Raw genomic sequence first — 21,140 nt, 5'->3', positions numbered from 1 at the left:
TAGCGGCGGGGTGGGCAGTCGATGAGACTCAATCGCTCAGAAGATTGGCGCGGTGAGAAGCTGGCGTTTCGGATTCCCGAAGCGGCAGTAGTTCTGAGCATCAGTGAGTCGAAATTGAAGCGCCTACTTCGTTCGAAGCGGCTCGGGCACATCAAGGACGAGGGCACGACAATGATCACCCGGCGTCAACTCGAAGCGTACTTGCGGGAACGGGAACTTGAGCAAGGCTGGACCGGAGGCTAACGCCGCGATGTTTTACGCTCGGCTGCCTTCACAACCCGCTCAAGTTCCTTCCTCAGGATGTCCAAGCCACCGCTCAGAAAGCGAGTGTAGTTGCGGACATTCACGGTCAACCCTTTGTGTTCCGAGTTGTTCCGGTTGACGCTATGCCCCATGTGTTCGAGCCTCGTCGAGAGGCTGACTTTTGGGCAGAATTTCTCGATCCAGGAATTGTGCGACAGGCGACAGTCGCGAAGTTCAAGCTCGTCTGGCAAGCCGGACTCTTTCAAGATGCGCTTCCAATTCGAATAGACAACTTTCTTCATCTTCGGCTTGTCAGCGGAGTCGGCATGAAAGAGGTAGCCGTCACTGTCACCGACCACTGGCTTCAATAGATCAGCCAGTGTGGGGCACAGGGCAACCAGCCTCGTCTTGTCGCCCTTCGGGAGCCCGACTTCCTGACGGCCGGTCGGTCCAAGTTTGACCGCACGATCAATGACAATCACTCCTTGGGCAAAGTCGACCTGCTCGGCAGTGAGCGCCATTTGTTCGCTCAGCCTAAGACCCGCAAGGAAGTACAAACCAAGAAAGGCGCGATCGGCGGGAGCCTCCAACTTCCGGATGGCCTTCATCGCGTTTTCTGGTGTCACCACAATAGCTTCTCGGGCTTCAGGAGTCTCAAGCTTCACCTTTGAGAAGGCGTTCCGAAGGTTGGGGAACTTCTCGTAGGTGTCGATCGCGTCGTTCATCACCTTGACCAGCACCGCCTGAACGTCCTTCATTGTCGCCTTGCTCTTGCCAGCTTCCTTCATCGCTCGGAAGAACGCACGGGCGCGATCTACATCAATGAGCTGCACGGGAAGTGAGCCAAGTTCAGAGCGGCGCACGTTCGAGTTGTAGCGGCTGACTTTGGCCGCGATTGTCTGGAGCTTCATTCCGTCTTCGCTCCAGCGACCCGCATAGCCACACTCTGAAGTCCCGGCGAGATCGTCGAACCACGCATTGAGCGTTAGTGCCTTCTTGGTGTTCGACTCCTCAACCTTCTGGCCGGTGTGAACGCGAGCCTTAAGTTCCTTTAGGAACCTGGCTGCTTCGGCCTGGGTCGGGAAAGTGCGATCCACCGTCGTCAGGTCGTTGGACATCGGATCGTTGTATGACCACTGGACCCGCCACTTCCCAGCGAGTTTGCCGCTGAGACGCTTCCGGATGGAGCCTTCGCCCGAAATAGCTTTCGCCATGGTTCCTACAGTCTACCTCTGGTTTAGGAACCAATCTTAGGAACCATTTAGGTTCATTTGAACCTGGTGGAGATGATGGGATTCGAACCCACGACCTCTGCAGTGCGATGGTCGCAAATTGTGCAACTTTGGATGAAACGGGCCGATTTTGAACCTGTTTGACCTCTGCAGACTACAGCTGCAGAGGTCACGATCCTCAGCCTCTGACGACCCGGCAACAGGGACCCAATGTCCCACAGCAATTTCGCCATAATATGGTGTTGTGCGGTTGGGCCGTGCTCTGATCCTCGTATGGTTGCTCCTACTTGGACAAGCTCACGCTTGCTCCGGCACTTGGGTGCTGCCCGACGGTAAGGAGTGCCCCACTTGTCCGCGCGGACCTTGCGTCGACGGCGAATCGAAGAGCCAGTCTGAGCCAACGTTCTCGGTCAGTGAATCACAAGATTGCCATGAGTGCTGCACTCTGACGCCTTGCATTGATTCCAACGAGAAGCAAACGGCAGTCCCGTCTCAGCCGTTCCAGCCCGTTTTCGCGATCCTTCCGGGAGCGATTTGCTTGCCGGTCGTTCGGCCCATCGTCTGCAAGGTCGTTTTCGCGCGCATTGTACAGGGCTTTCCCAATGCCCCGCCCTCAACTTCTCCTTCGCGCGCCCCGCCATTCCAACTGAGCTAGTCGTTCGCTCCGCTCCGGCGGAGCCGTGACCCTAACTTCAGTTGGAGATTTCATGAGAACCCTAACCATGTTCTGCCTTGCTGGCGTCGCCATTTCGGCGCACGCCCAGCAGATCGGGCTTAACGACGTTCTTCGTTCGGCCCGATCTAATCGCCCCTTGCTTCAATCGGCTAGTCTTAGACTCAGCCAATCGAAGTTGACCAGTCGCGCTTTAGGGGCATATCCCACAACGCGTTTATTCGTTGGATATACGTCTGATCCCGAGACCGGTGGGTCTGACGATGACCTTGTCCTATCCCAACCCATCGACCTGTTTGGTCGAACGACCGCCTTTCGGCGCTCGGGCAGAGCTCTCGTTGCGGAAGCGGAAGCCAGCTTTCGCCAAGTCTCGCTGGACGTTCAAACTGAAGTTCTTGAGGCGTATCTTGACGCCGTCACATCGTCTGAACTGGCGAAGAGCGCTAAGGCGGTCCAGTCTGTCTATGAACAGCTCCATGAAGCAACGCGCTTACGGGTTGAAGGCGGAATTGCACCGGGCTTCCACCTAACGCAGGTCAGCCTTGATCTTGAGCAGGCAAAGCTTCGTGCCGAACAGCGCCAAGCCGAATTGGAGGCGGCACTGCGAAAGCTTGAATCTTCAAGCGGGTTAACCGAATTGCGCGACTTTCAAGCCGGGTTTCCGGACCTAGCCGTAGTTCAAACCGACTCGGAGGCTCTGAAGCGCCAGCGGCCGGAACTCATGCTCCTCGATGCACAAGCGCAACTTGCGGAGGCCGACATTGCCATTGCCCGAGCAAGCGGCCGACCGGAACTGGAGCTACAAGGGAGACGAACCCCATGGCAGGAGCGAAACGATCGGTACGGCCTTCGACTGCAGTTGTCCATCCCGCTCTTCGATCACGGTCGAGCCGCCTCGGAGTCAAAGGCCGCCGCATTGCGAGCGGAGGCAGCACGAAAAGCGCTTGCCGATGCGATAAAGCTCGCCGAGGGCGAAGTTGCAGCGGCTCAGATCGAAGTCAGGTCAGCAGATGATCAGGTCGGTAAGTATGAGGCTCTGGTCGGGCGGGCAAAGGAACTGGTGAACCGACTACGGCCCGGTCTCACCGAACAAGCGACGACTTTAATCGAGGTACTCGACGCAACCCGAGTGCTACGAGATCTTGAGCAAGCGTATATCGAAGCGCGAAGCCGTCTGGCACAAGCACAAGCGCGGCTGATCCGTGCATCAGGACAGATTCTGGAGGTGAATCCATGAAGAAATTCCAATTGATTTGGATTCTTGGCGTTCTCGCCGTTGCCTTGGCGGGGTGCGCGAAGGACGGAGGGGCGGCTGCTTCGATGGATGAGCATGGCCACGAAGAAGCGGGGCACACCGAGGGTGAATCAGGGGCTGCCAAAGAGGAAGCTGGTCACACCGAAGACATCCAGCTAACTGCAGAGGCCATCAAGATCGCCGGAATTGAGACGCAACTTGCAAAGCAGAGGCTGCTTCAGCAAGAGTTGAGGGTTCCGGGAACGGTCACTGCTTCGTCCCACGGCCGGGCGATTGTGACTCCGCCCGTTGGTGGGCAAGTCGTTCGGCTTCATGTGAAGCCTGGTGACCGAGTTCGAGCTGGACAACCTATCGCGACACTGCGTTCCGGAGAGCTGGCACAAGCGTCAGCGCAGATCATCGAAGCGCAGCAAGGGGTCGTTTCGGCGCAGGCTGCAGTAAGAGAAGCAACTGCCGAGATCAATTTGGCAAACGCGAAATTGCGCACAGCCAAACAGCAATTGGCCCGGCAACAAGCATTCGCCAAAACGGGTGCATTTAGTCAGCCCGCTCTCCAAGCCGCCCAAAAGGAACTGGCCGACGCCGAAGCGGAGCTTGAAAAGGGAAAACAAGACCAGGCTGTTCATGAAGCTCAACTGGAACGGGCGGAACGTCTCTACAAACAGGAGCTCATCTCGCGCACGGAGCTGGAGCAAGCCAGGCTCGAGGTGGCTACCGACAAGATTCGACAGCGCAATGCTGAGAGAAGGATTGAACTCTCTAAGGCGACATTTGAGCGTGAGCGAAAGATTGCCGAACAAGGTCTATCGAATTTGCGAGAAATTCAAGCCGCAGAAGCAGAGGTTCGTTCCGCAAACCTCGAAGTCCAACAAGCACACATCCGGCTTGGCTCCGCGAGTGCCGGTGTGGTAGCAGCCAAGAAAAAAGTTGAAGCGGCAAGAACTGGCTATTCGGCCTTGGCCGGGTCAGGACGGGCGTCCGGTGGATTGCTCGTCGTAAACGCTCCCATCAGCGGCGTTATCGTCGATCTTGAAGCCACTATTGGTCAAGCCGTAGAAAGGACGACTGAGCTGGGCGAGATTGAGAACCTTTCCTCCGTTTGGGTCGTGGCGCAGGTCTCTGACAAGCAGATCGGAAGGGCAAAAGTTGGAAGCGTCGCACAGGTAAGTGTCAGCGCCTATCCCAATCGTGTATTCAATGGCCTAATCCAGTCGATAGGAAGCCGCCTCGATCCAAAGACGCGGTCCATGCCGGTTCAAGTCCTTGTTGATAACTCGCACTCGCAGCTAAGCAGCGGTATGGCCGTGACGGTTCGTTTGGGTGTCGGGTCTCGATCTCAAGCTTTGACCGTTCCAGTCAGCGCGATCGTCGAGGACGGAGACGCTCGAAAGCTGTACATCGCTGAGGACGGCGGCAAGTTTGAAGAACGCACGGTCATTCTCGGACGAACCCAAGGGGATTTTGTCGAGATACTCGAAGGCGTTTCCATGGGTGACCGGGTGGTCAGCAAGGGTGCCTTCGTGCTTAAGAGCGAGAAGGTCAAGGGCGAACTCAAGGGGCATGAGCATTAATGCTAGACCGCCTCTTACACTTCAGCCTCACTCAACGATTGCTCGTGTTCGCCGGAACGATCGGGCTTGTTTTTTGGGGGGTCCTTTCGTGGACCAGGCTCAACTTAGACGCGGTTCCAGACATTACTACCAACCAGGTTGCCATCAACACCGAGACGGGGGGAATGGGGCCCGAGGAAGTCGAGCGGTTGGTGACTTTTCCTATCGAAACGGCCATGTCGGGCTTGCCCGGCGTCATGAACACTCGGTCGCTTAGCCAATATGGGCTTTCGCAGGTCACTGTGACATTCCACGATAACGTGGACATCTTTTTTGCGCGGCAATTGGTAAACGAACGCCTAAGCCGGGTTATGGCGGAGCTTCCCACGAACCTCGATGCTCCGCAAATGGGCCCGGTCTCGACCGGACTTGGCGATATCTACATGATCGCGTTAGAGAGTGACAAGAGATCGATCACCGATCTGAGAACGATCATGGACTGGCAGATCGCACCTCAGCTTCGCTCCCTCACCGGGGTCGCTGAAGTCAATGTAGCTGACGGCAATGTCAAGCAATATCAAGTGATCGCGGACACGTCCCGACTCCAAGCGCGGGGGCTGGGAATCCATGACCTTATCGAAGCGCTACAAAATAACAACCAGAATGCGGGCGGCGGCGTCCTGGATGCTGGCGGTGAGAGGACGCTTATCCGGTCAGTCGGAATGGCTTCCAATCCTGCTGAAATCGAAACAATCCCCGTAACCTCAGAGGACGGCACCCCCGTCCTCGTTCGCGACGTGGCCGAAGTCAAAACGGGAACACCGGTGGTGACGGGTCTTAGCACCAAAGATGGCCATGAAGCTCTCCTCGCCATTGCGATGATGCTCAAGGGTGCCAATGGACGAACAGTCGCTCAGGCGGTGGACGCGAAGATTGAAGAGATCAAGGCACAACTCCCTGACGATGTCAAGCTGACCACGGTCTACAACCGCGCCCACCTTGTCGATAAGACGGTCGGCACAGTTGAGAAAAGCCTGCTGGAAGGCGGATTGTTCGTCATCGTTGTCCTCCTTATCTTGCTCGGCAATTGGCGCGGTGCGTTGATTGTCGCTTCAGCGATTCCTCTCTCAATGCTCTTCGCCATCGGCATGATGAACCAGTGGGGCATTTCAGGCAACCTGATGAGCCTCGGCGCGATCGACTTCGGTCTCATCGTGGATGGCGCTGTTGTTATGATCGAGAACGCGGTGCGCAGGCTTGCCGAGGCCCGCGAGCATGCGGGGAAGACACTGAGCCGCCACGATGTGCGGCATGTAGTCTGGGAGTCCTCGAAAGAAGTAGCTAAGCCGACAGCATTCGCGGTTTCGATCATCACCGTGGTCTATCTGCCGATCCTGGCACTCGAAGGAACCGAAGGCAAGATGTTCAAACCGATGGCCTTCACGGTCGTCTTTGCGCTTCTAGGCGCGTTGGTTTTGACCCTCACGTTGGTTCCGGCTCTTGCAAGCCTCTTCTTGTCCGGTGACACGCGCGAAGGAAAGAATCCAATCATGGGATTCTTCAGCCGTGTTTACAAACCGGCGTTGAACTTTACCCTCCGAGCGAAGGCAATCGTTGTTATAGGGGCGGTCGCCCTTTTGGGGGTTTCAGCTTGGCTCTTCACCACTTTAGGAGCTGAGTTCATCCCGACGTTGGATGAAGGCGATCTCGTTGTGCAGCCAATTCGTATCCGCACCGTCAACGCAGAGGAGACGATCCGGCTCGTAACTGCCGCCGAGAAGAAGGTGCTTGAAGTTCCTGAAGTGATCACGATGTTCTCCCGGAGCGGAACGCCAGAAGTCGCCACCGATCCAATGCCGCTAAGTCTCACCGACAGCTTCATCATGCTGAAAGAGCGCGATCAGTGGCGGGCCGGGATGACCAAAGAGAAGATACGCGAAGAGATCGAGGAGAAGCTCAACGAAGTTCCTGGACAAGGCTATAACTTTTCGCAACCTATCGAAATGCGGTTCTCGGAGTTGGTGTCCGGAGTCAAAGCGGATATAGGGATCAAAGTGTTTGGCGAAGACCTCGAAGTCCTTCGTCAGAAGGCTGAAGAGATCCGGGCGGTTGTGGCGGAAATCCCCGGCGCGGCCGACGTCGAAGTCGAGCAGGTTGAGCCGATTCCCGTCCTCCAAATCGACATCGACCGCGAAGCCATTGGGCGGTTCGGCGTATCGATCAGCGAAGTTCAAGAGTTGATCAGCTCGGCCTTGGGCGGCGAAGAAATCGGGCAGATTCGTGAAGGGGACAAGCGGTATGAACTGATCGTTCGCTTACCTGCCGAAGTACGAAACGACGCTGATGCAATCGCTAGTTTGCCCGTCAAGCTCGCCAACGGAGAATCGGTCCCGCTGTCGAGTCTCGCACACATCGACAACCAGCCAGCTCCGGCCCAAATCAGTCGGGAATCGGGCAAGCGTCGGGTGGTCGTCCAACTCAACGTTCGCGGAACCGATCTCGCCGGGTTTGTCGCAAACGCCCAAAAAGCCATAGACCAGAAGGTGAAGTTGGACGAAGGCTATTACATCACATGGGGTGGCCAGTTTGAAAACCTGCAACAAGCGAGCGCACGGCTGATGATCGTGGTGCCCCTGGCACTTGCCCTGATCTTTTCGCTGCTCTTCATGACCTTTGGTTCTATTAAGCAAGCCTTGCTTATCTTCACAGGCGTACCGCTCGCGGTAACGGGTGGAGTCCTTGCCTTATGGGTCAGAGGGCTGCCTTTCAGCATTTCGGCTGGCGTAGGCTTCATCGCCTTGTCCGGCGTGGCTGTCCTGAACGGCGTCGTGATGGTATCGGCGATAAACCGATTGAGACAAGAAGGCAAGCTCTTGGTAAAAGACGCGGTCAAGGAAGGCGCTCAACAGCGACTTCGCCCGGTGCTCATGACCGCACTTGTAGCCGCGCTTGGATTCATTCCGATGGCGCTCAACACGGGCATTGGAGCAGAAGTCCAAAGACCTCTGGCAACGGTTGTTATCGGCGGAATCGCTTCTGCCACGCTACTCACCCTTCTGGTTCTTCCCGTTCTTTATACGTGGTTCGAGCGCGATAACGAAGTTCCGGAGGAACTATGAAGACGGTCTTCCACATCGGCAAGATGGATTGCCCCACGGATGAAGGCATTATTCGGAATCGCCTAAAGGGCATGGAGGGGATCGAGAAGCTTGACTTCGATCTCATGAGTCGCAAGCTGACGGTCTTCCACGAACATTCCGACGAAAGCAATATTCAGCGAGCTCTCGAATCGGTAGGAATGGATCCAAAGCTTGTCAGTGAGAACGAGCCCGAACCGGCTGGGCATAGACCGGCTGTTCCAGTACTTGATCGATGGCTCATGGGAGCTTCCGGCGTCCTCGCGGTGACCGCCGAAGTCACCGCGTGGACTTCTGGCACTGAACGGTCGTGGCCCGTTATGGCTCTAGCCCTTGGTTCGATTGCACTCGGCGGGAGGGAAACGATTCGTAAGGGAATCGTTTCCCTGCGCACACTGACACTGAACATCAATTTCTTGATGACCATCGCGATCATTGGGGCGGCCTTCATCGGCCAATGGCCAGAAGCGGCAATGGTCACTTTCCTCTTTGGCGTGGCTGAAATGATCGAAGCACTCTCCCTCGATCGCGCTCGTCATGCGATTCGCTCTCTCATGGAAATGTCGCCTGATCGTGCGCTGGCGCTTGTCGACAGCGACTGGAGAGAAGTCACCACGGCTGAAATAATGGTGGGGCAGCTTGTTCGTGTACGCCCTGGGGAAAGGATTGCCTTGGACGGCATCATCAAGACTGGAGCGTCCGCAGTTAATCAGGCCCCCATTACCGGCGAAAGCATGCCCGTACCCAAGGAACTTGGGGATCAGGTCTTCGCAGGGACGATTAACGAGAAAGGCAGTTTCGACTTTGAGGTGACTGCGAACACAGGTCAAACGACATTGGCGCGGATCATTCGAGCGGTTCAGCAAGCCCAGAGTCAGAAGGCGCCCACGCAGCGTTTTGTCGATCAGTTCGCCCGGTACTACACTCCTATTGTCGTCGTTCTGGCAATTCTGATTGCCGCCATTCCGCCGCTACTCTTTGCCGAGCCGTTCTCGGCTTGGCTTTACAGGGCATTGGTGCTCCTGGTAATCGCGTGCCCTTGCGCGCTGGTCATCTCGACCCCGGTCACAGTCGTTAGTGCGCTCGCGTCGGCCGCACGACGAGGGATTCTGGTGAAGGGTGGCGCCTACATCGAGGAGGGTCGAAGGCTCTCGCAGATTGCTCTGGATAAAACCGGCACATTGACCCACGGCTCGCCGATGGTGACAGATGTTGTACCCCTTGACTCCATCGAGGGAGCTGAGCTGCTTCGCCTGGCGGCTAGCCTGGATGCTCCTTCGGAACATCCTGTGGCCACAGCCATCGTCACCGCGTACGAAGGAGAGATTGCTTCGGTCGGAGAATTCGAGTCTATCACTGGTCGCGGGGTCAAGGGAGTCGTCGATGGGCAGCAGTATTTCCTTGGAAACCACCGGCTAGCTCATGAAGAAAAATATTGCCGCGCTGAGGTCGAGGCTGTCTTGGAACGATTTGAAGAGCAGGGCAAAACGGTCGTTATTCTCGGCGACAAAGATCGAGCGCTCGGAGTCATCGCCGTAGCCGATACCGTCCGCGAAACGAGCATTCAAGCAATAAAGGAGCTACACGAGTTGGGGGTGAAGACCCTTATGCTCACCGGTGATAACGTCAGAACGGCGAAGGCCATTGCTGCCCAAGTTGGAATTGACGACGCGCGCGGCGATCTGCTTCCGGAAGACAAACTAACAATTATCACGGAACTCACGGCCGAGCATGGCCATATTGGAATGGTCGGCGACGGCATCAATGATGCCCCGGCGCTGGCTCAGGCGAACGTTGGTTTCGCAATGGGCGCGGCAGGAACAGATACAGCACTAGAGACCGCCGACGTTGCACTGATGCAGGACGATCTTCGAAAAATCCCAGAGTTCATTCGTCTTAGTCGTCGAGCCTCGCTCGTGTTGAAGCAGAACATCATCTTTGCCATTGGCGTGAAGGCCGTTTTCTTCATTCTCGCGTTCATCGGAGTCGCGACCCTTTGGATGGCTGTCTTTGCCGACATGGGCGCGAGTCTGTTGGTAGTTGCAAATGGCCTGAGGCTATTGCGAACTCCGAATGCCTCGCAGCTTAGGAACCAATCGTAGGAACCAAGTTAGGTTCAATTGAACCTGGTGGAGATGATGGGATTCGAACCCACGACCTCTGCAGTGCGATTGCAGCGCTCTCCCAGCTGAGCTACATCCCCACCATGGAGTTCAGGCCCTAGGTGCTCGTACCGAGCACGCGGAACCGCCGGGATGGTCCGAGATCAACCCCCGAACCGCGAGGCGGTATACCGGACGTCTACTTCGAGATAACATGAGTGCCGTGCACAGAACGCCTGGGGTTTTGCCCCACCCTCGTCATTAGCTAGCGAAGGAGAAGTGCCCAGGGGCCATGGACAACTCGACGAAGTCTTATATTCCCACTCCGGCGGGTTCGCGGACGTAGGAGCATCCCTTGCGGCTGCAGCGGATGGTGGTACCGGATTTCAGGGTCTTCTCCACCAGCGAGCCACCACACACAGGGCACTTCTCGCCGGTAGGTGGGTCCCACGTCGTATTGTCGCACTCAGGATAGCGAGAGCACCCGTAGAACGTGCGCCCTCGTTTGGACCGCCGCTGCAGCATCTGGCCCTGTCCGCACACCACGCAGGGCACCCCAGTCTCTCCCTCCATCGGCAAGGTTTTCTTACATTTCGGGTAGCCGCTGCAGGCATAGAACTCTCCGGTACGCCCCTTGCGTATCACCATCGGCTCCCCGCAGACGGGGCAGATCTTGTCCGACTCGCGCACCTTTGGCTCCTCGCCCGGCATCGGCAACGTCTTCTTGCACTTGGGGTATCCCGTGCACGCCAGAAACTCACCGGAGCGCCCCGTGCGAATCACCATCGGCTTGCCACACTCGGGACACACTTCGTCCGTGGGCTTCGGTTCCGGCCGTTGCGCCTCACCCGGCAGGGGCTTGCTGTTCGTACATTCCGGATACCCGGTGCAGGCGAGGAAGCGCCCACGCCTCCCCACGCGAATCACCATAGCCTTGCCGCACTTCTCGCACACTTCATCGGTCTCTTCTGGCGGCGGGCCTATGGGCGCGGTCTGTTTGCACTCCGGGTATCCCGTGCAGGCAAGAAACTCCCCGCGCCAGTTCCTCTTTACTACCATAGGCCTGCCGCATGCGGGGCAAGTTCTGCCCTTGATTCCCAGTGCGTCTTCCAGCTGGTCCTTCATCGGGTCGTAGAATTCGCGTACAACTTCGACCCAGTTTGCACCGTTTTCGGCGATCTTGTCCAAGTCCTCTTCCATATGTGCCGTGAAGCGCACGTCGAACGTAGATGGAAACGCCTTGACCAGCGCGTCGCACACCTGCTCGCCAAGCTCCGTCGGCGCGAACACACGTTTGGTCACCGTCACGTACTTACGCTCCACGATCACGGAGAGAATCTGCGCGTAGGTGCTAGGGCGCCCGATGCCGTGCTGTTCCAACGCCTTGACCAACGTGGCTTCGGAGTAGCGCGGGGGTGGCTGGGTGAAGTGCTGCTCGGGGATCAGGTCCAGCAGTGTTAGTATCTGGTCCTTTTTCAACTCGGGCAGCGGTGCTTGCTGCTCTTCGGCACCGTTGTCGGTGCCCTCGGAGTACACCGCGGTGAAGCCTCGGAAGAGCATCACGCTCCCGGTAGCGCGAAGCCAATACTCGCCGGCCTTGATATCCACTGTCGTCACTTCATAGCGTGCATCCGCCATCTGACTGGCGATGAACCGGTTCCAGACCAGCTCGTACAGCTTGAGCTGCTGCGGTGTCAGGTAGGCAGAGACCGAATCCGGGGTTCGGTGAGGGTCCGTCGGCCGAATGGCTTCGTGCGCGTCCTGCGCGCCCTTCACCTTCTTGGCGGCTCGCACACCGCTCGGCAGGTAGTCCGCGCCGAAGCGGTCGCGAATCAGATCGGCAGCGGCACGCTTCGCCTCGTCCGCCACTCGGGTCGAGTCGGTTCGCATGTAGGTGATGAGGCCCGTAGAACCTTGCGCACCCAACTCGATCCCTTCGTACAGTTCCTGAGCAATGCGCATCGTTTGCTTCGCACTGAAACCGAGTTTACGCGATGCTTCCTGTTGCAGCGTGCTGGTTATGAATGGCGGAGCGGGGCTTTTCTTGCGCTGCGCCTTGGAGACTTTGTATACGAGATAAGTGGCCTCACGCAGTTCGTTAGTTACAGCGGTCGCGTCCGCCTCGTTTGCCAGCTCGATCTTCTGATCGCCCTTTGCACGAAGTTCCGCGCGGAACTCATTCTTCTTAGTGTCTGGAGTCAGATCTGCGGCAACCGTCCAGTATTCCTGGGGCACGAAGGCGCGGATCTCGCGCTCTCGCTCCACGATGAGCCGTAGGGCAACGGACTGCACCCTACCCGCGCTGAGGTTGCGATTGCCGATGGACTGCCAAAGATACGGGCTTAGCTTGTAGCCGACCAACCTATCGAGGATTCGCCTCGCTTGCTGTGCGTTCACCCGCCGCATGTCTATGGTCCTCGGGTGTGCCAGCGCGTTTTCGACGGCGGTCTTCGTGATCTCGTTGAACTCGATGCGCAGCGGGTCCTTCAGGTCGAGGGCTTGCTCCAGATGCCACGCGATAGCCTCGCCCTCACGGTCGGGGTCGGTGGCGATGTACACCCGGTCGGCTTCCTTCACCGCCTTTTGCAGACGGGCGAGATGCTCCTTTCGGTCGGGCAGCGGCACGTAGGTCGGCGCGAAGTCGTTGTCCAGGTCTACGCCGAACTCCTTCTGCGGTAGGTCGCGAACGTGACCCATGGACGCAGCAAGCTCGAACTGACCGCCGAGAAAATTCTTCAGCGTCTTGGTCTTCGCAGGGCTTTCAACAATGATGAGGGGCTTTGGCATTCTCTTTTCGTCGGCGGTGCGGCCCGCACGAGCCCGCAGACTACCGAGCCTTCCCTCCGCCTGTCAAGCAGGGCCCGACCGCAACGTCCGTCCTCGCATGGAGTCTTCGGCATCTAGTATCGGCAGGTTCCCACCTAGGTCGACAGAGTGCCTCGGGGCAATTCGGCTCGCCGAACCCAACGCAGAATGCAGCGCTCCAGCAAGCGGCTGATTTTGGTTCCAAGGAACTCTCGCGGGTGAAGCGGCCGAACCCAGATGGTGAGCATCCCCACGCGGTTTCCGCCCCAAATGTCCGTGAAAAGCTGGTCACCGACCATCGCCGAGTCCCTCGGCGTCGCGCCCAGCCTCTCCATGCCGAGCAGAAAACCGCGACGGCTCGGCTTCATGCGCGCTCGTACGTAGGGAACTTCAAGCATCTCCGATAGCGACTGCAGCCTTGCCATGTTTCGGGTGTTGGACAGGATGCAGAACCGCAGGCCCGCGGCGTGGCCCTTCGCCAACCAGCCCTCCACCTCGTCTGCGACCTCCCGGCTCCGCCAAGGGGTGAGGGTATTGTCCAGGTCCAAGAAGACGTGCCGGATACCCCGCTCCAAAAGGTGCTCCGGTTGGAGGTCGCTTACGTGCTCCGCGTACACGTTCGGGCAGAAGGGGCGCAGCAGCCTCGGAGCCTTGGAGCGGTCGAAGAACGTGCAGTCGTTCACTGGGCACGCTCCACGGCGATCTTGCGCCGATTGGCAACGTGCTCGGCGAAGGTGCGCGCGAACAGATGAGAACCGTCCGGCTTGGCTACGTAATAGAGGTATTCGGTCTTGGCGGGTTTGGCGGCAGCCTTCAGCGATGCGAGGCCGGGGTTGCAGATGGGTCCCGGCGGAAGCCCTTTGTTACGATAGGTGTTGTAGGGCGAAGGATGCTCCAGGTCGCGGTAGGTGACTCGAGACTTCCACTCTCCGATGCCGTACAGCACGGTTGCATCGATCTGCAGCGGCATTCCTTTCTTCAGCCTTCCTTCGATGACACCGGCAATCAGCGCACGCTCGTCATCCCGCTTGGCTTCCATCTCCACCATGGATGCAATAGTAACCAAGCGGTGCAGATCGAAGTCCGCCGGGATGTCCGCTTCATTGATCTTCCGGGAGAAGGTGGCCAGAAGCACCATGGCGACGTCCTCGGGCCGGGTCTTCGGGCGGAAGTAGTAGGTGTCGGGAAACAGATAGCCCTCGAGGGTCTTCACATTCCTCAGGAAGTGCGCGGTGCTGCTGACTTTTTCGGGCTCCGCGCACACCGCAGCGAACTCGGCCTCCGAGCAGATCCCTTTGTCCTCCAGCTCCTTCGCGATCCACGCCTGGTTTCGCCCTTCTGGAATGGTGATTCGGATGAGCAGCGTGTTGCGCTCTGCAAGTGACCGCAGGAGCGCGGGTGTCGAAAGTGAGGGAGCGAGGTCGTATTGGCCCGGATGCAGTGGCCTTCGTCCCGTTCCGGAGGCCGCCAGATAGATTCGCGCGGCTACCACGCTACGAATCAGCTTGCGCTCCGCCAGACGCTCGATTGCAGCCGACCACCCATCCCCATCCCGCACGGGAAAGGCGGTGTGACCCGTGCCACCGACCGGCGACAGCGCCCACGCAAACCACGCGCCCGCCAGCGCAATTGGACCTACGACTACCAGGGCGAGGACGAGCCTACGTCGCACGGCCTAGCTCGTCCAGCAATTCCTGGAGCAGTACGACGGCGGCTATGCTGTCGCCGGATGCAGCGCGGCGCTTGCGAGAGGCTCCGGCCTCGACCATGAACTCTTCGGCTTTCGCAGTCGTCAGTGCCTCGTTGCGAAAGACTATCTTCAGACCGGTCAGCGCAGCCAAGCTTTCGGCCGCGCGGCGGATTGGCTGGCACTGCGGGGTCTCGCCACCGTCGGCGTTCAGGGGCAACCCGATCAGGAGAGCATCGGCTTCGTGCGTCCGGACGACCTCGGCGAGGGCCTCGGGGTCCACGCCGTGGCTCCCGAAGTCCAGGGCGCGCTGCGGGAAGGCGATGCCGACGCATGTGTCTCCGGTGGCGATGCCGACGCGCCGCTCGCCGATGTCCAGGGCCACGTATCTCATGCGGGGCCGATTCTACCGTCCGAGAGCGCTGCCGAACGGGGCGTGCACCTGCTTCAGCACTCCAGCCGGAAGAAGCTGCGCGCATTGTCACGCAGCACCATCGTGGCGATCCGGGCCGCATCGTCGTGCGATAGGTAGTTATCCTCTACCTTCTGGGCGAGCACTCGCGCAACGTTCTCCCTAGCCATCTCGGCATGCGCCACTACTCCCTCTACGAACAGGTAGTCCCCCCCGAACGCGAAGATTTTGGACGCCGGAATCAGCTCCAGCCACTCGCTGAGCGCGCGGCGCGAGCCGATCGCCGTGATGATGTTTGTCCAGCAGAGGTCCGCGTGAACCCCAGGGAACATCTTGGCGAGTGCCGCCAACTCTCGCCAGTAGGGATAGCCGGCGTGGAACAGGTCGAAGCGACCCCCCGGATAGGTCATGAGCAATTCTGTTAGGTGGAGCGGGTTCGTCCACTCGAGGTAGTTTCCGTTGCCTTCCTGTAGCCCCGTATGTATTTGCATGGGCACGTCGTGCTCCACGCATAACTGCACGAGGCGGTGGAACACATAGTCCTGTAGCGGCTTCACCTGGTCGAAGGCTGCCGGCTCCTCGCTGTGCACAGCGACCTCGAATGCCCGGCACGCTTCCGCCTCCGACGGGTTGGCATAGGCGAGGGTGCGCTCGTACGCCAGTCCGGACTTGACGCACGCCATGCCCCCTTCCCGGTTGCGCTGAAACTCCGCTTCCAACGCGTTGACGAGGTCGTACGGCGAGTGGATGGAGACGCAGCACTGCGACTCGCGAGCCTTGAGATCGGCTCGGCTGCGGACGAACACGAGATCGTCGAAGCGGATGGCCGGCACGAAGAGCTCCCGGTCCACCTCCAGCGTGCCTCCATCCAACACGCTTACTGCGATGTTGGCCTTCTCCTTCAGCACCCAACGGTAATAGCCCGGCTTGCGGCACTCACGCATTCGCTCGGCGAACGGCCGATACGTGTCGCGGCTCAGGCCCGGGAGGTCGAAGAGCCGCCGGATGGCCATATCGACGGCGCGGCAGTATGCGGTGTTACGCGCCTTCTCCCAGTGAGGCTCGAAAAGAGCCCACTTGTCGTCGAGCGGCGTGTCGGCGCTACGCACGCGCTCTAGGTCGGTCGCGGGCATGCCCGCCGACACGAGGTCCACGCTGGCATAGTGCATGAAGAAGCGCGAGAAGTCCACCAGACCTTCGTCAGCCGCCAGCCAGGCTGCCTCGGGCTCGATGTGCTCGTGCGTGTCCACCAGGGTGATCGCGTCCACGTGTTGCCGCAATGATTCGTAGGTGACTGCCATTCGCTCACCTCCTCGCCGCCTCGGTGCCGCGCAGCCTGGCGGCACCTGCCAAGCGCCCCATTCGGGTTGGAGTGCGGTTCTCCTGCCCAGCATATCTCGCGGCATTGCCCTACAGTGCGCTACCCTCTTGTCCTACACCAGGTTTGTGACCCAGCGATAGAATGACTGCAGCGCAGTCAACGAGCAGCCGTCGATTCGAGGCTGGTGCTCGGTATCGCCGGGCCGGATCGAGAGGTACTGCTTCACAGATGACCGCGCATGCGGCCTCGAAGCGCACACGCTTGACCGGGCCGCACGTCGGCCCAGGATAGGGGCGTGATCGCGCTCGAAGGGTTTTGCATCGGGAGGTCGAAAAATGATACGCAATCTTCCCGCTGCGAGTGCGATCTTGGTCAGCTCGCTCGCACTCGCCAGCATCGGGATAGCGACCCTCACTCCGGTCGAGGATCTCGGCAAGAACCTCTTCTTCGACACCAACCTCTCCACACCGCCGGGGCAGTCCTGCGCGGCATGCCATGCCCCCGAGGCGGGGTTCACCGGCCCGATATCTGATATCAACGCTACCACCGTCGTGTACCCAGGCGCGGTGCACACCCGGTTCGGAAACCGAAAGCCACCGACTTCGGCGTACGCGTCCTTTAGTCCCCCGTTTCACTACGATCCGGATGAGGATATGTACATCGGTGGGCAGTTCTGGGACGGGCGAGCCAGCGACCTCGTCGAGCAGGCGAAGGGGCCATTCCTGAACCCGCTCGAGCAGAACAACCCGAACGCAAAGAAGGTGTGTATCGCAGTAGCGCACTCCGGCTACGCGATGCTGTTCAGAGATGTGTTCGGACCCGACTCGCTCGACTACGTGAAGGACGTAGACGGAACATATCACCGCATCGCGACGGCGATTGCGGCTTACGAGGCGTCGCCCGAGTCGGACCAGTTCACATCGAAGTTCGACTATTACCAGATGGGACTGGTAGACCTGACTCCGCAGGAACTGTGGGGCAAGGAGCTGTTCGAGGGCAAGGGCAAGTGCGCCGAGTGCCATCCGAGCACACCTGGCCCCTATGCGGACAAAGCTCTTTTCACCGACTACACCTATGACAACCTAGGCATACCACGCAACCCAGCGAACCCGTTCTACAAGATGCCGAAGAGCATCAACCCGCTCGGAGCGGCATGGGTAGATCTGGGGCTCTACTGGACCACGGGGCGAGATCAGGACAAAGGCCTGATGAAGGTACCTACCCTGCGCAACGTAGACAAGCGGCCCTATCCTGGGTTCGTCAAGGCCTATGGTCACAACGGCTTCTTCAAGTCGCTGAAGGAGATCGTGCACTTTTACAACACTAGGGATGTGCCCGGAGCGGGATGGCCTCCGCCGGAGGTACCCGAGAACGTAAACGTGGATGAGCTCGGGAACTTGGGGCTTACTGACGAAGAGGAGGACGCGATCGTCGCGTTTATGACGACGCTGTCCGACGGCTACGTCTTATCACCCTAGTGCTTGGCGCCAAGCGCCGTGGTCGGAGAGGGGCGCGGGCGAAACCGCCCGCGCCCCGTCGTTTGCAAGAGTCCGAGTGGATGCCTAGACGTTGCAGTTGCCATCCACGCGCAACCTATCGCGGGAGAGTACTCTCTGCAGCCGAGAGTCGGGGCTCTGACAGCCTTCTCAACGCCCTGGCTCGGGTTCGCATGTCAGCACCATCCGATGGCATGGCACACCCTCGACGGCCGCATGCGCACACGTGTCTCTAGAGTGCTACGGCTCTCCCTGCTCCCCGAAGGAGACCAGTACCAAGTTCAGATCGCCGAGTGCCACCGCCCCGTCGCCATCTATGTCCGTGTGCGGCGAACCAACGGTGCCGAAAGCGAGAAGCACCGCATTCAGGTCCGACATGTCCACCCGATTATCATTGTTAGCATCGCCCGGCTTCAGCAAGACCGTTACACCCAGTGGGCTCGGGACGCTGACGGTCGCCGCGACGCTACGCAGCCAGCCCGGTGCCTTCACCGCTATGTCCCACGTACCGGCGGGGATGTCGTCCGGCAGCTCGAAGGTGCCAGCGGTAGTCAGCGGCAGGTAGAAGAGGCCGACGGTCTGCGTCTGTCCCGGCTCTCGAAGCTGGACCTCTACCGTAACCGCGGAGCGGTCACCGACGTACTCCGGCATCAGCACTGCTGCCATGCCATTCGACACGTTGGCAAGGTGAGCGATTCCTGCAATCGCCGCTATGGCGCACTCACGCTGGAACTGCGGGTGCAGGTAGTCCCACGTGTCCGTGGTCCTATGGTAGTTAGGATTGGAGCCACCCCATATTTGGTCGGCCGTAGCCTCGGCTACCATGCAGTTGGGGATGCCGGCGTAGCCGAACGCCCACTGATCACTCGGGCACTGCTCGTGTCTTGCCACCGCTCGGCCGGGGTTGTAGTATTGGCTGAGCTGCGCCACCAGATCCGCGAGAGGATAGATGTAGTTGCACTGTGCGACCACGATCGGGGTACCGGGGTTCTTCTCGTATGCTGTCATGTCGCAGTTGATAGCTCCTAGAAACTGCCTGCCGCCGGGGTTCTGCACGTAGTAGCTGCTACCCAGCATCCACTGCTCCTCCCCGGTGAACAGCACGAACTCGACCGCGTACTCAGTGGGGTAGTTCTGCAGGAGGAGCGCCGCTTCCATTACGATCGCGCTGCCCGAGGCGTTGTCGTCTGCGCCGGGCGCGTTCGTCCAGTTCTGGTTCGAGACGGAATCCAAGTGTGCACAGATGACGAAAACCTGATTCGTCCCGTTCGTTCCCGGCTTGCGGGCGATTACGTTCGGCGCCGCAGGATAACCGTCCACGGTGCCCCACGTCTGCAGGGTTACTGTGTAACCGAGCGATTCGAACCACGCCTTCGTCCAGTTGGCTGCGGCAAAACACCCGCTCGAAGGTGTGTATCGTGTCTTGATCGAGGAGGTGGCTCCGCTAAGGTACTTGATGTTGTCCATCATCCTATCGGCGGAGATGGCGTTGACGATGTCCTGCTCGGGGGTGCCGAAGCAGGCTAGCGCAGCGAGCGTAGCGGCGAGGGCAACTGCTTTCATGTTCAACCTCCTATGGCGCGCGGAGGCTCGTACGCGCGCCGCGTCGGTGCCTGCACATCCACACACATAATAACCCGATCCGTGCGAGAATGCACGTTCCAGTTACGAATTCTTGAGAATGGGGATGTCCGTTGCTTCTGCAGACACCGAAATGCCCAGGGACCGGAACCACGGGAACAAGTCCTCGCCTACCGCCCTGCTCCACACGGCGACGCAGTCGTCGAGCGTGTAACCAGACCTTCCGGGCTTCAGGGTCTGCCTCTTCTCACGGAAGTACTTTGCAATAGCGCCCGGGCCGTATTTGGCCTCCAGCTCCTCGAAGATGTAGAACGTCTTGCCCCAGACGACCTCGTTCGGCGCATCGGGTTTCTTGATGTCCACAGCCGTGAAGTCGGGGTCCTTGGCCCGCGCCCGCTCGATGGCTTTCTTCAGCGTCTCGTCGGCCTCGGGCATGCCCATGCGCCTGCCCACCTGAATGCCCAGATAGGTGGCGATGGGCTCGTTCCACACGGGCTCGGCGTAGGGGAGCACCCACGAATGCCCGGCCTCGTGTCCGATCAGCTCTATCATCGGGTAACGGTTCTTCGGGTAGTCGCCCCACCATGCGCCGATGGCAATCCGCTCGCCGCTGGAGAAGCCGCCACCGCCCGTCGGGAGCAACAGCAGCCTGCCGATCATGCCGGGCGAAGGTTCCACCCCAGTGATAGCGACTAGATGGGGTCTGACCTCCAGGTACTCCTTGGTGATCATGTCTGCAAAGGGCTTCATCCCTTCACTGAACTCGACGGTGAGAGGGCCGACCTGCTGCGTGAGCTCTGCAAACTGCCCCTGCAGCGGCTTTTGCGGGTCCACCTTCTTTCCCTTCGCTAGGTCCAGCAGCAGCGGCTTCACCCAAGTCGCGTTGATGGGGTCGCTCGCGTCGGGACGGTTGCCGAAGAGCCCGCGGATGCCGACGAGTACGTGGCCCTTTCCGTAGGTCCGCCGTGCTAGAACCGGCTTGTCGGCCGCATCTTGCACCAAGGTCTTCCATCCTGGGCCGAGCTTCAGCACCCCGCCACCGTAGAACTCCACCTTGTCCGCCGCGAGCGATTTGTCTGCGATGAGGGGTTGCTTTGCGCGCTCGGCCAAGAACTCGGCGCCGAAAGCCTTCACCAGCTTCTGAATGCTCACCGGTTCGACCCCGATCTGGTCGGAGAGGATGACCACACCCCCGCCACCCTGCGCGAACGCTCTCACGTGCGCGATGGACCGTGCGTCGTAGTCCACCCTCGTCTGCCCGCTGCTCAGCACGAGCAGGTTGGCGTTCTCCAGGTCCTGCTTCCAGAGCGAGCCCCAGTTGCGAACGTCCACGCCGTTCTCGCCGATGTATTGGCCGTGAAAGCGGCCGTCCATATAGAACGTGAACTCGTGCGAGATGTCTGTCACGGAATGGATTCGCGGCGCCTGGGCGCTCGTGACCAAGGCCATAGCAATGAAAGTGAGCATGCGTTCTCTCCTCTACCGGCCGGTCGGTGTCGGCCTATGCATGGACATTCGACCCGAGTCGGTTTCGACCTGTTGGGAGGGCCGTGACCCCACGGGTAAGCTAGCGGCATGATGTGGTTCTTAGTCGCTGCAGCCTTGGCGTTCTCTGGCTCTGGTTCATCAGGTGGTTACTCGCGTCT

Annotated in this window: 14 protein-coding genes and 1 tRNA gene; 6 read left to right on the top strand and 9 right to left on the bottom strand. The window is 59.4% G+C overall.

Features of this window, described 5'->3' with window-relative positions:
- The first annotated feature begins 21 nt into the window (after window positions 1–21).
- Window positions 22–243, top strand: coding sequence for a helix-turn-helix domain-containing protein (locus HRF45_05165; GenBank protein MEP0765918.1), 222 nt, complete (start codon window positions 22–24; stop codon window positions 241–243).
- On the opposite strand, the gene HRF45_05160 is transcribed toward HRF45_05165, so the two are convergent.
- Window positions 240–1,361 carry a tyrosine-type recombinase/integrase gene (locus tag HRF45_05160; GenBank protein ID MEP0765917.1) on the bottom strand — a complete coding sequence of 374 codons (1,122 nt, stop codon included), beginning with the start codon at window positions 1,359–1,361 and terminating at the stop codon, window positions 240–242. The genes HRF45_05165 and HRF45_05160 overlap by 4 nt on opposite strands.
- An 821-nt stretch (window positions 1,362–2,182) precedes the next feature.
- Between HRF45_05160 and HRF45_05155 the strand changes: the two genes are divergently transcribed.
- The 4 genes from HRF45_05155 to cadA are packed head-to-tail and all read left to right on the top strand — an operon-like array spanning window position 2,183 to window position 10,192.
- Complete coding sequence (locus HRF45_05155) at window positions 2,183–3,385, top strand: TolC family protein (protein MEP0765916.1); 1,203 nt, start codon at window positions 2,183–2,185, stop codon at window positions 3,383–3,385.
- Window positions 3,382–4,974 (top strand): efflux RND transporter periplasmic adaptor subunit, encoded by a 1,593-nt coding sequence (locus HRF45_05150; GenBank protein ID MEP0765915.1) that lies wholly within the window; start codon window positions 3,382–3,384, stop codon window positions 4,972–4,974. Before HRF45_05155 ends, HRF45_05150 begins: the two co-directional genes overlap by 4 nt.
- Window positions 4,974–8,072, top strand: a complete 3,099-nt coding sequence (locus HRF45_05145) for an efflux RND transporter permease subunit (GenBank protein MEP0765914.1) — start codon at window positions 4,974–4,976, stop codon at window positions 8,070–8,072. Before HRF45_05150 ends, HRF45_05145 begins: the two co-directional genes overlap by 1 nt.
- Complete coding sequence (gene cadA / locus HRF45_05140) at window positions 8,069–10,192, top strand: cadmium-translocating P-type ATPase (protein MEP0765913.1); 2,124 nt, start codon at window positions 8,069–8,071, stop codon at window positions 10,190–10,192. Before HRF45_05145 ends, cadA begins: the two co-directional genes overlap by 4 nt.
- Window positions 10,193–10,217: 25 nt before the next feature.
- On the opposite strand, the gene HRF45_05135 is transcribed toward cadA, so the two are convergent.
- The 6 genes from HRF45_05135 to HRF45_05110 form a co-directional block, all read right to left on the bottom strand.
- Window positions 10,218–10,293 (bottom strand) — tRNA-Ala (locus tag HRF45_05135).
- 211 nt (window positions 10,294–10,504) lie between these two features.
- Window positions 10,505–12,979: a type I DNA topoisomerase gene (topA, locus tag HRF45_05130; protein ID MEP0765912.1), complete on the bottom strand. Its 2,475-nt coding sequence runs from the start codon at window positions 12,977–12,979 to the stop codon at window positions 10,505–10,507.
- Between the two features lie 134 nt (window positions 12,980–13,113).
- Entirely contained in the window at window positions 13,114–13,680 is a 567-nt protein-coding gene (locus HRF45_05125; GenBank protein MEP0765911.1) for a YqeG family HAD IIIA-type phosphatase, read from the bottom strand.
- Window positions 13,677–14,669 (bottom strand): endolytic transglycosylase MltG, encoded by a 993-nt coding sequence (gene mltG / locus HRF45_05120; protein ID MEP0765910.1) that lies wholly within the window; start codon window positions 14,667–14,669, stop codon window positions 13,677–13,679. The genes HRF45_05125 and mltG overlap by 4 nt, the downstream gene beginning before the upstream one ends.
- Window positions 14,659–15,078: a Holliday junction resolvase RuvX gene (ruvX, locus tag HRF45_05115; protein ID MEP0765909.1), complete on the bottom strand. Its 420-nt coding sequence runs from the start codon at window positions 15,076–15,078 to the stop codon at window positions 14,659–14,661. Before ruvX ends, mltG begins: the two co-directional genes overlap by 11 nt.
- Before the next feature lie 53 nt (window positions 15,079–15,131).
- On the bottom strand, window positions 15,132–16,397 hold the full coding sequence (locus tag HRF45_05110) for an amidohydrolase family protein (protein MEP0765908.1): 1,266 nt from the start codon (window positions 16,395–16,397) through the stop codon (window positions 15,132–15,134).
- 355 nt (window positions 16,398–16,752) lie between these two features.
- On the opposite strand from HRF45_05110, the gene HRF45_05105 reads away from it, so the two are divergent.
- Window positions 16,753–17,895 carry a cytochrome C gene (locus tag HRF45_05105; GenBank protein MEP0765907.1) on the top strand — a complete coding sequence of 381 codons (1,143 nt, stop codon included), beginning with the start codon at window positions 16,753–16,755 and terminating at the stop codon, window positions 17,893–17,895.
- 258 nt (window positions 17,896–18,153) lie between these two features.
- Here the strand turns inward: HRF45_05105 and HRF45_05100 are convergent, their stop codons facing one another.
- Both HRF45_05100 and HRF45_05095 read right to left on the bottom strand, forming a co-directional pair.
- Entirely contained in the window at window positions 18,154–19,476 is a 1,323-nt protein-coding gene (locus tag HRF45_05100; GenBank protein MEP0765906.1) for a M28 family peptidase, read from the bottom strand.
- 102 nt (window positions 19,477–19,578) lie between these two features.
- The gene (locus HRF45_05095; protein MEP0765905.1) at window positions 19,579–20,961 is read right to left on the bottom strand and encodes a hypothetical protein; all 1,383 of its coding nucleotides are present in this window, start codon (window positions 20,959–20,961) and stop codon (window positions 19,579–19,581) included.
- Window positions 20,962–21,140: the final 179 nt, after the last annotated feature.

The sequence above is a fragment of the Fimbriimonadia bacterium genome (genome assembly GCA_039961735.1).
GTDB lineage: Bacteria > Armatimonadota > Fimbriimonadia > Fimbriimonadales > JABRVX01 > JABRVX01.
This window is presented reverse-complemented; position numbering and strand designations above follow the sequence as displayed.

Bases quoted from the DNA above. Each gene is read 5' to 3' on its own strand.
- HRF45_05165 (MEP0765918.1), top strand. From the start codon at position 22: ATGAGACTCAATCGCTCAGAAGATTGGCGCGGTGAGAAGCTGGCGTTT.
- HRF45_05160 (MEP0765917.1), bottom strand. From the start codon at position 1,361: ATGTCCAACGACCTGACGACGGTGGATCGCACTTTCCCGACCCAGGCC.
- HRF45_05155 (MEP0765916.1), top strand. From the start codon at position 2,183: ATGAGAACCCTAACCATGTTCTGCCTTGCTGGCGTCGCCATTTCGGCG.
- HRF45_05150 (MEP0765915.1), top strand. From the start codon at position 3,382: ATGAAGAAATTCCAATTGATTTGGATTCTTGGCGTTCTCGCCGTTGCC.
- HRF45_05145 (MEP0765914.1), top strand. From the start codon at position 4,974: ATGCTAGACCGCCTCTTACACTTCAGCCTCACTCAACGATTGCTCGTG.
- cadA (MEP0765913.1), top strand. From the start codon at position 8,069: ATGAAGACGGTCTTCCACATCGGCAAGATGGATTGCCCCACGGATGAA.
- topA (MEP0765912.1), bottom strand. From the start codon at position 12,979: ATGCCAAAGCCCCTCATCATTGTTGAAAGCCCTGCGAAGACCAAGACG.
- ruvX (MEP0765909.1), bottom strand. From the start codon at position 15,078: ATGAGATACGTGGCCCTGGACATCGGCGAGCGGCGCGTCGGCATCGCC.
- HRF45_05110 (MEP0765908.1), bottom strand. From the start codon at position 16,397: ATGGCAGTCACCTACGAATCATTGCGGCAACACGTGGACGCGATCACC.
- HRF45_05105 (MEP0765907.1), top strand. From the start codon at position 16,753: ATGATACGCAATCTTCCCGCTGCGAGTGCGATCTTGGTCAGCTCGCTC.
- HRF45_05100 (MEP0765906.1), bottom strand. From the start codon at position 19,476: ATGAAAGCAGTTGCCCTCGCCGCTACGCTCGCTGCGCTAGCCTGCTTC.
- HRF45_05095 (MEP0765905.1), bottom strand. From the start codon at position 20,961: ATGCTCACTTTCATTGCTATGGCCTTGGTCACGAGCGCCCAGGCGCCG.